Raw genomic sequence first — 12,457 nt, 5'->3', positions numbered from 1 at the left:
AATATTAAAACCAGAAGCCAACACTAACCCAAGTATAAAAATTATTTGTTTCTGGCGACCAAGATTCTTTAATTTCAATCGGTCCAATAATGGTTTGATACCCATAACCCAAGGCGTAACCCGAATATTTAGGGGTGGTAAACATTTTAGCTTCTTTAATAATATCATTTCCGATATTGGCAAAATTGGCCGAAACGTTTAAATGATGCCTATTATAAAAGGCATAATCTAAAGTTACTAAACCTTTAATATAATTGTTACCTACTAACGAGGTAAAATCATACCCATAAAATTGTCTAAAATTATAAGTTTGTGCAAAGCCATATCCGCCCAATACATAATCAAAAAAAGGCAGCGTATGAGGGCCAAACATAAGCCCAAGTTCAGACTCAATTTTTAATGTTAATTTTTCAGATACCGGAATTGCAAAACCAATATCACCACGAAGCAATGAAAAAGGCTGCACGTCGTATTGAGAATCGGTTGAATAAAAAAAGTTTTTATATTCTCCATTAAACGTAATACCGCGTGTCGGAAAATATTTATTATCGTACGAATCGTAACGGAAGTTTGCAAATGTATTAAAATAGCTGTTACGATCGATTCGTGTTTTTTTATTGAATAACGATTCAGTAGTTAAATCTATATAACGATGCTCAACCCCTAAACTAATTAAATAGCGATTTTTAAAAAAGGATTGTACATAAACCTGATTAATAATATCTAAATAACGGTAATTAACTTTAGAAACATCAATATTTTCGTACCCCGGCAATGTATTTATATCGTAAGCAATGTTATTGGTAAAATTGTTTAAACGCGAATTAAACCCAACGCTCCAACTAAAACCATTATCCCAATAATATCTAAAATTATATCGGTTATTATCTCCTAATATTACATCTAAAACGGCGGTATCATTGGTTAAAAACAATTTACGCTGCGTTAAGTTAACCAATGCCGAACTTTTATATAGCCCGTCATAATGAACACCGAACTTTAAAAAACGATTAACCGGAGATTCTCTTAAACTTAAACGAACATTTACTTGTTCTGGATTATTTGGCGTATTTTCAAAATCATACGTAATGGTCGAAAAGTTTTGCGTAGCATTAAGGCTCGAAATTCCGTCCTCGAACATGCTGTAATTGATTGTAGAAAAAGGTTCGAAACCCAATTTACCAATTACATAATCGCTGTTGTGTTTAGATAAGGTGCTGTCTGCAACAATAATTTCGGCTACATAAATCGGATCTGTAGGATGCAGCATATTTTGCACCGGCAGTTGTTTTACTTGATGCTGGTTTGCTATTGCCTGAATTTGTGGTAATAATTCGGTTGCTGCATTTTCTCCACGCTCAATAATTTCTGCACCCGAATCAAAAGATACCACATTATATCCTGTAATATCAGGTTTAATATAAATATCGGTTAATTCACGTTTGTTTTCCATTTGCTTTACCATGGGATAATTGGTAGTTTGTAACAAAATTCCCATAGCACCACCTAAATCATCAACAGCTTTTAAATCGTCTTGCACATCAACCCCAATAACAATATCAGCTCCCATATCGCGAACCAATTGCACAGGATAATTGTTTACAATTCCCCCATCTATTAAAACTTTTCCGTCAATATTTACCGGGCTAAAAAGCGAAGGAAAAGCGCCGCTAGCAATAATGCTTTCTACCAAATCACCTTGGGTTAAAACAACTTCGTTGCCCGTAGCAACTTCGGTTGCTACACATGCAAACGGAATAGGTAGTTTAGAAAAATCTTTAACATCGCGCACATGGTACGTTAATCGGGTTAACAAGTTATAATTGTACATACCTTTTGATAAAGAAGGCGGAATACCGATTTTAAAATTATCAAACGGCAGTTGTAAAGCATAAATTTCGTCATCACGACGTTCGTAAAATCCTTTGGTTTTTCTGGGCACATAATCTTGTACCAAAGCTTTAGAATCTACTACCCTAAAAATAGAATCTAATTGCGAAGCGCTGTAACCCACCGAATATAATCCACCAATTATGGCACCCATGCTGGTACCGGTGATGTACGATATTTCAACGCCTTGTTCTTCTAAAACTTTTAAAACTCCAATATGTGCTAAACCTTTTGCGCCACCGCCGCTTAAAACCAATCCGATTTTTGGTTTTTGTTGTTGTACAGCTACCGAATCTTGTGCGAACACATTAAAAAATAAACTGCTTAGTAAAAAGATTAGTACGATTCGAATCATAAAGTTATTTCTGGGTATTGAAATGATTAATTATTTTTTGAGCTCGTGATAAACCTACTACGGCCTTAAGTTCGTCTAAGTTAGCACTTTTTATTTTTTTAACCGATTTAAAATGATTTAATAACGCAACCATGCTTTTTTCACCAATTCCCGGAATGGCTTCTATTTCGCTATTAATCGCATTGGCAGATCGTTTATTGCGGTGAAACGTAATTCCGAATCGGTGTGCTTCGTTACGAATGTGCTGAATTACTTTTAAAGTTTCTGACTTTTTATCTAAATATAAAGGATAGCTATCGCCCGGAAAAAATATTTCTTCTAAACGTTTAGCAATACCAATAATAGAAACTTTGCCACGAAGCCCTAAATCATCGATCGATTTTAAGGCAGATGAAAGTTGCCCTTTTCCTCCATCAATCACAATTAATTGCGGTAACGATTCACCTTCATCTAACATGCGTTTGTAACGGCGGTAAACCACTTCTTCCATCGAAGCAAAATCGTTTGGCCCTTCAACCGATTTAATATTAAAATGACGGTAATCTTTTTTATACGGTTTACCATCTCTAAAAACCACACAAGCTGCTACCGGATTGGTACCCTGAATGTTTGAATTGTCAAAACATTCTATATGACGCGGTTCGGTCGGTAAATGCAAATCGGCTTTCATTTGAGCCATAATACGATTGGCATGGCGGTCAGGATCAACAATTTTTAATTGTTTTAACTGATCTAACCTGTAATATTTGGCATTGCGTTCTGAAAGATTTAAAATATCTTTTTTATCGCCCAACTTAGGCACAGTAATGCGAATATTTTCGCCCAATTCTACCTCAAACGGTACAACAATTTCTTTAGCGGTTAGCTCAAAGCGATTTCTAATTTCAATAATAGCTAATTCTAAAAGTTCCTGATCGGTTTCGTCCAGCTTTTTTTTCAGTTCCATGGTATGCGAACGAATAATGGCTCCGTGCGCAATTTGAATAAAGTTAACGTACGCAGCAGCTTCATCAGAAATAATAGAAAAAACATCTAAATTGGATATTTTTGGATTGATAACGGTTGAACGCGATTGGTATTTTTCTAAAACTTCAATTTTTTCTTTTATTTTCTGGGCTTCTTCAAACTTTAAATCCGCAGCCAATTCGGTCATATGGGTTTTAAAATCTTTTAAGCTTTCTTTAAAATTACCTTTTAAAATATCGCGAATGGCTTGAATTTGCTTATTATAAGCTTCTTCCTCAAACAAACCTTCGCACGGTCCTTTGCAGTTACCAATGTGGTATTCCAAACAAACTTTAAATTTTTCGGCCTTAATGTTTGGCACCGACAAATCGTACGTGCAGGTACGTAACGGATATAATTCTTTAATTAAATCTAATAAGGTATAAACCGTTTTCTGACTGGTATAAGGTCCAAAATATTCAGACCCGTCTTTTACCATATTACGGGTCCAAAATACCCGCGGAAATCTTTCTTTTTTGATGCAAATCCACGGGTACGATTTATCATCTTTAAGCAACACGTTATAACGTGGCTGAAAGTTTTTAATCATATTATTTTCTAACAAAAGCGCATCGGTTTCAGTAGGAACAACAATATGTTTTATGGTATGAATTTTTTTAACTAAAACATTGGTACGCGCAACTTGGTGCACCTTATTAAAATAAGAAGAAACACGTTTTTTTAAATTTTTTGCCTTACCTACATACAAAATTTTTCCGTCTTTATCATAATACTGATAAACCCCCGGATTGTCAGGCAATGTTTGTATTTGAAGTTCTAAAGGCGTAGTTGTCATAAAAATTTATTTTGCATTCAAATTTACAAAATTCAACTTGTATTTAAATTTGATTGTATCTTTATTACATCTTAAACATTTACTACCATGCTTAAAAAAGATTTACGCACAAAATATAAAGCTTTACGCCAAGCATTAACAAAAACCGAACAAGAAGATTTGTCGTTAGCCATTGCTAACAACTTATTAAAATTAAACATTTGGCAATACAATAACTTTCATGTTTTTTTACCTATTACGCGTTTGCACGAAATAAACACCGAGTACCTTATGCATATTTTACAAGGGAAAGATAAAAACGTAATTTTGTCTAAATCGGATTTTAAAACCAACAAAATGGTAAATTACTTATTAACCGATAATACAAAAATAGAAACAAATAGCTACGGAATTCCTGAACCTACAGGCGGAATTAAAATGGATGAGCAAACAATTGATGTAGTTTTTGTACCACTGCTTGCTTTTGATAAAAAAGGAAACCGCGTAGGTTACGGTAAAGGTTTTTACGATTTGTTTTTAAGCAAATGCAAACCTAACGTTATTAAAGTTGGAGTAAGTTTTTTTGAGGCAGAAAATGCAATTGAAGATGCGTACGAAAAAGATATTGCTTTAGATTTTTGTGTCACTCCAAATCAGCTTTATACGTTTAGATAAATACAAAAATTAATGTGTTAAGATGACCAAAATCATTTTTATATAAATTTTATTTAGATTTGGTATAAATAAATTTTGAGTTTTAGATTTATTTAATACTTTTGCCCTGCAATTTTAAATAAATCTAAATAAAACAATATATGAAAGGTTTTATCATTTCTTCGTTAATTCTTTCGTCTTCATTTATCGCTACGGCTCAAGTAAGCACAGATACATTAAACAAAAAAACTGAACTTGATGAAATTGAAGTTTTTGGGGAACGTAATAGAAAGCCAAAAGGTTTAGAAGCTATTACACGTATGCCCTTAAAACCATCGGATCAGATCCAGAGTATTTCTATTATTTCGCACAAAGTAATCGAAGCGCAAGGTGCTTTAACCATTACAGAAGCTATTAGAAATGTACCTGGCGTAACTTTATTTGGTAGCTACGGTGGAGTAAAAGAATCTATGTCAACACGCGGTTTTAGAGGCGTTCCAGTACTAAAAAATGGGGTTCGTATAGAATCGCAATTTCAAACTGCTGGTGGAGTTATTGATATGCAAGGGGTAGAATCTATTCAAGTAATTAAAGGTTCGGCAGCTATTACACAAGGCGTTATTACAGATTTAGGTAACGCTGGTGGCGTAATTAACGTGGTTACTAAAACACCTAATTTTTACAACCGCGCCAATGTTGGAGTGCGTGTAGGAAGTTGGAATCAGTTTAGACCAACCTTTGATGTGGAACAAGTTTTAAACGAAAGTCAAACATTATCGGTACGTGTAAACGGTGCGTACGAATCTGCAGACAGCTATAGAAAAGATATTACATCAAATCGTGTTTATTTTAATCCATCTATTGCATTTCAGGCATCGCCAAGAACAAGAATTATTGTTGAAGGAGATTATTTAAATTCAAACGTTACGCCACATACATCCGCAGTAAACTTAGCTGCAAACCAAGGTACAAATGCGTTATACGTTTTACCACATAATAAATTTTTAGGTTTACGTTCAGACAACAACAATACCGTTTCTAAATCGGTAATGGCACGTGTTGATCATGAGATTAATGATATTTTCTCGTTACGTGGGGCGTATGCATCAAATAGCATGGATGTGGACAACATGGCAACTTCTACAACACCGGTTAACAGAAATCAAGATTTTAATATTCGTAATCGTACTATTGCACGTTCGTATAAAGAAGATTCGAACAAAACGTTACAATTTGATTTAATTGGACAAAACTTATATACCGGAAAAATTAAACATATTGGACAAATTGGTTTTGACTACCGTTCATCGAACGTAAATACAACCAACTTTGATTCGTACGTTAACGGAGTTAAAACAAATAAAATTGACGAAATTAACATTTACGATAACATTCCGAACAACTTAAACGACATGACGTACACAGACGCAAATGGCGCTGTAAACCCATACAAAGTTTCGTTTCAAGAAAGCGGAAATGTAATAGCTAGCTACAACACATTTGGAATTTTATTTCAAGACGTTATTGAGTTTAATAAATACTTAAAAGCAACTTTAGGTTTACGTTATTCAGTTATTAATACTGAAGATAGAACGGGAGTAAGCGGACGTCGTGAAAGTGCTTGGAATCCGAGCGTTGGGGTAATTGTAACACCATTTAAAAACTTTAACGTTTTTGGTTCATATACCAACTCAACCAGCTTACGTTCTGCAAGTAACCTAATGGCAAATGGCGAAAAAATTGGTCCATCTACAACCAACCAATTCGAAACCGGGATTAAATCAGATTGGTTAGATAATAAATTACGTTTCAACTTTACCTATTTCCACATCAATACCGCAAACTTATCTAATAGCGAATATTTACCAGGATCTAGCGTTACAACCGGTTATTACTTTAAAGCAGGTGATTTAGTGCGCGATGGTATTGAAACAGAAATTAACGGACGTATTACAAACGATATTACAGTTATGTTTGGTTACGCATGGTTAGATGCACGTTATAAAAATTCACCATCTTACGTAAACGGATCAGCACCAATGAATGCTCCAGAACATACTGCAAACTTTTGGGCACAATATAAATTTAGTAAAACAGCTTTAAAAGGTTTAAGCGTAAGTGCAGGTTTATATTACGTAGGTGACAGACCAGTAAACGAATATTCGTTAGCACCAGACGGGCACGGAAATTATGGCGGAATTGCTCCTTTTAACATGCCATCGTACACAACTTTAAATTTCCAAGTTGGTTATACGTACAAAAAAATGGAAGCACGTGTGTTCTTAAACAACGTTACCGATCAAGTAGGATTAAATTCTTATTTCAGAGGTGGTTACATCAACCAAATCGATCCATTCAATATGGCAGTAGCACTTAACTACCGTTTTTAAGTAAAAAATAAAGAATAAAATAACAAAACGAATTTTTTGGAACAGATAAAATCCAGAAGATTCGTTTTTTATTGATTTTAATTTTAAATTTATGCGTAAATTTGTAATTAAATTAAAACGAATAAATTATGTATCCAGCAGAAATGGTTAAGCCAATGCGTGACGAATTAGTAAACGCTGGTTTTCAAGAATTATATACCGCAGAAGAAGTACAAAATGCAATTGATAAAACCGGAACAACTTTAGTTGTTGTTAACTCGGTTTGTGGTTGTGCAGCTCGTAACGCACGTCCAGGAGCAATTGCAAGTTTAAACAATGCTAAAAAACCGGCACAAGCAGTAACGGTTTTTGCAGGTGTTGACAGAGAAGCGGTAGATGCAGCTCGTGAAAAAATGTTCCCATTCCCTCCATCATCTCCAGCAATTGCTTTGTTTAAAGATGGTGAATTGGTGCACATGTTAGAACGTCATCACATTGAAGGACGTCCGGCAGAATTAATTGCTGAAAATTTACAAGACGCATACAACGAATTTTGTTAGTTAAAACAAACATTTGATTCATAAAAACCACGTTTTAACGTGGTTTTTTTATTTAAAAGCCTATATTTGCTTAATAATTAACCAGAATGAAAAAAATAATATCCTACCCATTTTCAATTCTTTATGTAATTGCTTTAGTTATTTTATTAGTTATTTTTCAGCCCATACAATGGGTTTGTTTAAAACTATTCGGCTACCAAGCACATAAAAAAAGTGTAGATATTTTAAACTTTTTTTTAGCCAAATCGGCTTATTTAATTTTTAGTAGTTACAGCATAGAAGGGCGCGAAAAAATTCCGACAAACGCACCTATCATTTTTGTAGCCAACCATCAATCGCTTTTTGATATTGTTGGTATTATTTCGATGCTAAACCAATGGCATCCAAAGTTTATTGCTAAAATTGAATTAGGTAAAGGCATCCCGTCAGTATCGTTTAATTTAAAATATGGCGGTAGCGTTTTAATTAACAGAAAAGATCCTAAACAAGCCTTGCCGGTTATTAAAGGCATGAGCCAATATATAGAAAAATACAACCGCTCTGCCGTAATATTTCCTGAAGGAACCCGAAGCAGAACCGGACAACCAAAGCATTTTTCTGAAAACGGATTAAAAATATTATGTAAATACGCACCCAGTGCATATGTAGTACCAATTACTATTAATAACTCATGGAAAATGTTGCGTTATGGTAACTTTCCGATGGGATTAGGAACAAACATAAAACTCAAAATTCACGAACCACTAGCTGTTAAAGATTATCCGTTTGAACAACTTTTTCAAACAACAAAAGATAAAATTATCAGCGACATTAAAAACTAACAATATGTCTATACAAAACGTGCGCTTAGAGGTAATGCAGTTTCTAGAAAAAAACGTAGATGCGTTTCTAGATCAGTTTTTACTTCCTGTAGAAAAAATTTGGCAGCCAACAGATTTGTTGCCAAACTCGCAATCTGATACTTTTTTAGACGAAGTAAAAGAATTAAGAGAAATCGCAAAAGAATTACCTTATGATTTTTGGGTAGTTTTAGTAGGCGATACCATTACTGAAGAAGCTTTACCAACATACGAATCTTGGTTATTAGATTTAGATGGCATCAACCAACGCGAAGAAAATGGTCGCGAAAACGGTTGGGCAAAATGGTTTAGAAACTGGACCGGAGAAGAAAACCGACATGGCGATTTATTAAACCGCTATTTATACCTTTCTGGTAAAGTAAATATGCGCGAGGTAGAAGTTACAACGCATCATTTATTAAACGACGGGTTTGACAACGGTGCCGATCGCGATCCATACAAAAACTTTGTATTTACAAGTTTTCAGGAGTTAGCTACCTACATTTCGCACAACCGCGTATCACAAATTGCAAAGCAATACGGAGATAAAAAACTTTCTAAACTTTGTAAAATGATTGCCGGCGACGAAATGCGTCACCACCACGCATATTCAGAGTTTGTTAATAAAATATTTAAAGTAGATCCTTCTCAAATGATGTTAGCTTTTCATTACATGATGAAAAAAAACATTGTTATGCCAGCCAATTTAATTCGTGAATCGGGTGGCGAAAAAGGTTCGGCTTTTGTTAACTTCTCAAACTCAGCACAACGTTTAGGCGTTTATACTGCGTTAGATTATGTAGAAATTTTACGTAAACTAATCGACAAATGGGAAATTGATAAAATTAACGGCTTAACAGACGAAGCCGAAAAAGCCCGCGAATATTTAATGAAATTACCAGACCGCATGACCAGATTGGCAGAACGCCTGGTAGTACCACAAGAACCACATATTTTTAAATGGGTTAACCCATCATTAGTAAAATAAATAGTAAATTTAAAGGTTGGTAATATTACCAACCTTTTTTATTTTTTTAAAATTATGAGCTTACTTACAAACACCATAACATACGTAAAACAAACACTAGAAAATGTTGAATCGGGCCACGATTTTTATCATATAGAACGTGTGTACAACAACGCCCAATTAATTGCGCAAAACGAACCGTGTAATCTTTTAGTAGTACAATTAGCTGCCCTTTTACACGACATTGCCGACAGCAAATTTCATAACGGTGACGAAACTATTGGACCTAAAACTGCTCAAGCCTTTTTAGAAAGCCAAAATGCCGATCCAGAAGTAATTAATCATGTCGTAAAAATTATTGAAAACATATCGTTTAAGGGCGGCAATTTTAATCGCACATTCAATTCAATCGAATTACAAATCGTACAAGATGCCGATCGTTTAGATGCAATCGGAGCCATTGGTATTGCACGTGCCTTTAATTACGGTGGTTACAAAAACAACCCCATTCACCTACCGGGTCACGATCCAAAACTAAACATGACCAAAGAAGAATATAAAAAGCATCGTGGGTCAACCATCAATCACTTTTACGAAAAGCTACTGCTTTTAAAAGATTTAATGAACACACCAACCGGTAAAACAATAGCCGAACAACGCCACCAATACATGCTAACCTTTTTAGCACAATTTTATGCCGAATGGGACGGCGAAAAATAAAATAAGCGCGTTACCCTCGCACACAAAATAATACAAATATGCATAAAGCGGATAGCTCGGGTCGGGCTATCCGCTTTATCTTTTATTCCACTCCGTTACATAAAAGGACACCGCTACTATCCCTAACGCAAAAACTGCCTGCGTAGGTTTTAGTAAACTCTTAAGCAAGACTTCGGCAACTCTTAAGCAAGAGTTCAACAACTCTTAAGCAAGAGTTCGACAACTCTTAGGCAAGAGTTTAATCTCATATAACTAAGCATAAATTAAAACAACAAGCCTAAAATAAAATAATATCAACATAACTAACAAACAATAAACGCAAACTGAAAAACAAGCACTTATAACGCATCAAAGCATGTTGCTTTTTATTGACAATTTAAAAATATAGAAACAAATATAATTTTGAATATATTTACAACTACTCAGAACATTTAGATAACGTGCGCGTTTCTTATAAATATGATGAAACTGTCGTAAATACAAATAATTTAACCATTGTTGATACGAATAATTACTATCCTTTTGTTTTAAAACATAAAGGATATGGTAGTCCAAATCAAACACCAAGTTATAAGTATAAATATAACGGCAAAGAGTTACAAGATGAATTAGGGCTTAACTGGTATGATTACGGGGCTCGTAATTACGATGCTGCTTTAGGACGTTGGATGAATGTTGACCCATTAGCCGAAATGTTCCCGAGTTGGAGTCCATATAGTTATACCTTTAGCAACCCCGTCCGATATACCGACCCTACAGGTATGGCTCCAGAGTGTGACGGTTGCCCTGATAACGCAAGTATAGGAGATGTTTTTGACCACCCAGATTATGGGCAGGTAACCTATAATGGACAAAATTGGGGAAATGAACAATATGGAAATATTATGAATAGTATTGAAATTACTAATTCTAATAATTCAGATGGCACCACAGAATCTATAAATCAAGATTATAGTTTAAATTTAAATCCTTTTAATGACTATTTAAAAAAATATTATAAAGGTCCCGTCAGGAATATATGGCCCTTATAATCCAGATGGAATTGGCTTTTCTACTAACTTATCAGCATTTGGTTCTTCTTTTGGGATAAGTGTAGTTCGCGACGCAAGAAATAATTTTGACATGTTTTTTTCATATTCGGGAGCTGTAGGGTTTAGTTCTGGAGATATTTCTAGTTATTTACCCTCATTTTCTGCAACTATGGATTTTTATGAAAAAACTAACTCAAATGTAAATCTTTTCAATGGGATATCAGGGGCAAGTAATGATATTAATGGAGGATATGGTGTTACATTTGGACATTCAAGACCTAGTGAAGGAATTGGATCTAATAAGGTAAGTTTTGGACTTGGAGGAGGAATTCGGATGGGAGAATCAAAAACGTACTCATCTTCTGAGATAATAAGTAATTTTAAAAATTATGTAAAATCAATCAAACCATAATTAATGAATCGAATATATTTAAGCTTATTAGTTAGTATTTTGTTATCTTCTTGTTTTTTAGAGAAGGAAAATTGTGATAAAATGACTAAAATAACTTCAGAGGAAGATTATAATCTTCTCTTGTGTAAAAAACCTGAGAATTTAGCTGGTGACGGAACATGGTATTATAATTTGGTAGGAAAGAATTTAAATACACAAAAAGATACTCTGATTAAAGCATATAATTATAGATGGTATGATATTATCGAAAGTTTTTGTGAAAAAGGAGATACGCTTGTTAAGAAGAAAGATTCTCCTGTTGTAGAAATACGAAAAAAAGACACTATTTATACTATGGAATGGCAGTGCGGTAATCCTTTAATTAATGGAGTTTCTTTTAGAGATTTTAAGCATCCATATCAAAAGATATAATTTACATTAACCAATCCACAATTAGAGTCATAATAGATTAAAAGTGAAATGTGTAAAATAAATTTATATACAAAATACATTCACTAAATAATCTCAGATTCACAATTATTAAAAACCAAGAACTCCTCATCATTTCTGATGAGGAGTTCTTCTCTCGGTGGGCGATAAGGGATTCGAACCCCTGACCCCCTCGGTGTAAACGAGGTGCTCTGAACCAGCTGAGCTAATCGCCCGATACAAAAAACCTTAATCTATTTTTAAATACATTAAGGTTTTTAAAAAAAGGCAGCGACATACTCTCCCACATAAATGCAGTACCATCTGCGCTAACGAGCTTAACTTCTCTGTTCGGGATGGGAAGAGGTGAGCCTCGTTGCAATAACCACCTTAAATCGGTTTGCTATATCTAGCAATATATGGTTGACCCTATTACAATAGTTGTTCTATACAAACTCTTCTACTTTTATTA

General features: G+C 34.4%; 11 protein-coding genes, 1 tRNA gene and 1 rRNA gene. 9 read left to right on the top strand and 4 right to left on the bottom strand.

Features of this window, described 5'->3' with window-relative positions; genetic code table 11:
* Positions 1-4 precede the first annotated feature (4 nt).
* Together K5I29_RS11835 and uvrC are read right to left on the bottom strand one after the other, a co-directional pair.
* The gene (locus K5I29_RS11835) at positions 5-2,245 is read right to left on the bottom strand and encodes a patatin-like phospholipase family protein (RefSeq protein ID WP_264433541.1); all 2,241 of its coding nucleotides are present in this window, start codon (positions 2,243-2,245) and stop codon (positions 5-7) included.
* A 4-nt stretch (positions 2,246-2,249) separates the two neighbouring features.
* Complete coding sequence (gene uvrC / locus K5I29_RS11830) at positions 2,250-4,046, bottom strand: excinuclease ABC subunit UvrC (RefSeq protein WP_264433540.1); 1,797 nt, start codon at positions 4,044-4,046, stop codon at positions 2,250-2,252.
* An 87-nt stretch (positions 4,047-4,133) separates the two neighbouring features.
* Between uvrC and K5I29_RS11825 the strand changes: the two genes are divergently transcribed.
* The 9 genes from K5I29_RS11825 to K5I29_RS11785 all read left to right on the top strand — a co-directional run bounded on the left by K5I29_RS11825 (position 4,134) and on the right by K5I29_RS11785 (position 11,988).
* On the top strand, positions 4,134-4,700 hold the full coding sequence (locus K5I29_RS11825; RefSeq protein WP_264433539.1) for a 5-formyltetrahydrofolate cyclo-ligase: 567 nt from the start codon (positions 4,134-4,136) through the stop codon (positions 4,698-4,700).
* A 140-nt stretch (positions 4,701-4,840) separates the two neighbouring features.
* Positions 4,841-7,069 carry a TonB-dependent siderophore receptor gene (locus K5I29_RS11820; protein WP_264433538.1) on the top strand — a complete coding sequence of 743 codons (2,229 nt, stop codon included), beginning with the start codon at positions 4,841-4,843 and terminating at the stop codon, positions 7,067-7,069.
* A 128-nt stretch (positions 7,070-7,197) separates the two neighbouring features.
* Complete coding sequence (locus tag K5I29_RS11815) at positions 7,198-7,608, top strand: BrxA/BrxB family bacilliredoxin (protein ID WP_264433537.1); 411 nt, start codon at positions 7,198-7,200, stop codon at positions 7,606-7,608.
* An 86-nt stretch (positions 7,609-7,694) separates the two neighbouring features.
* On the top strand, positions 7,695-8,429 hold the full coding sequence (locus K5I29_RS11810; protein ID WP_264433535.1) for a lysophospholipid acyltransferase family protein: 735 nt from the start codon (positions 7,695-7,697) through the stop codon (positions 8,427-8,429).
* Positions 8,430-8,433: 4 nt separating this feature from the next.
* The gene (locus tag K5I29_RS11805) at positions 8,434-9,435 is read left to right on the top strand and encodes an acyl-ACP desaturase (RefSeq protein ID WP_264433534.1); all 1,002 of its coding nucleotides are present in this window, start codon (positions 8,434-8,436) and stop codon (positions 9,433-9,435) included.
* A gap of 54 nt (positions 9,436-9,489) precedes the next feature.
* Positions 9,490-10,134 (top strand): HD domain-containing protein, encoded by a 645-nt coding sequence (locus K5I29_RS11800; protein ID WP_264433532.1) that lies wholly within the window; start codon positions 9,490-9,492, stop codon positions 10,132-10,134.
* Positions 10,135-10,574: 440 nt separating this feature from the next.
* Positions 10,575-11,165 (top strand): RHS repeat-associated core domain-containing protein, encoded by a 591-nt coding sequence (locus tag K5I29_RS11795; RefSeq protein ID WP_264433530.1) that lies wholly within the window; start codon positions 10,575-10,577, stop codon positions 11,163-11,165.
* A 91-nt stretch (positions 11,166-11,256) separates the two neighbouring features.
* Complete coding sequence (locus K5I29_RS11790) at positions 11,257-11,577, top strand: hypothetical protein (protein WP_264433528.1); 321 nt, start codon at positions 11,257-11,259, stop codon at positions 11,575-11,577.
* A 3-nt stretch (positions 11,578-11,580) separates the two neighbouring features.
* Complete coding sequence (locus K5I29_RS11785) at positions 11,581-11,988, top strand: hypothetical protein (protein WP_264433527.1); 408 nt, start codon at positions 11,581-11,583, stop codon at positions 11,986-11,988.
* Between the two features lie 158 nt (positions 11,989-12,146).
* Here the strand turns inward: K5I29_RS11785 and K5I29_RS11780 are convergent.
* Both K5I29_RS11780 and rrf read right to left on the bottom strand, forming a co-directional pair.
* A tRNA-Val gene (locus K5I29_RS11780) sits at positions 12,147-12,221 on the bottom strand.
* Between the two features lie 47 nt (positions 12,222-12,268).
* Positions 12,269-12,378 (bottom strand): 5S ribosomal RNA (gene rrf / locus K5I29_RS11775).
* Positions 12,379-12,457: the final 79 nt, after the last annotated feature.

This window comes from Flavobacterium agricola, assembly GCF_025919725.1.
GTDB classification, from domain to species: domain Bacteria; phylum Bacteroidota; class Bacteroidia; order Flavobacteriales; family Flavobacteriaceae; genus Flavobacterium; species Flavobacterium agricola.
Note: the sequence above shows the minus strand (reverse complement) of the source record. Positions and strands in the feature narration are given on the sequence as shown.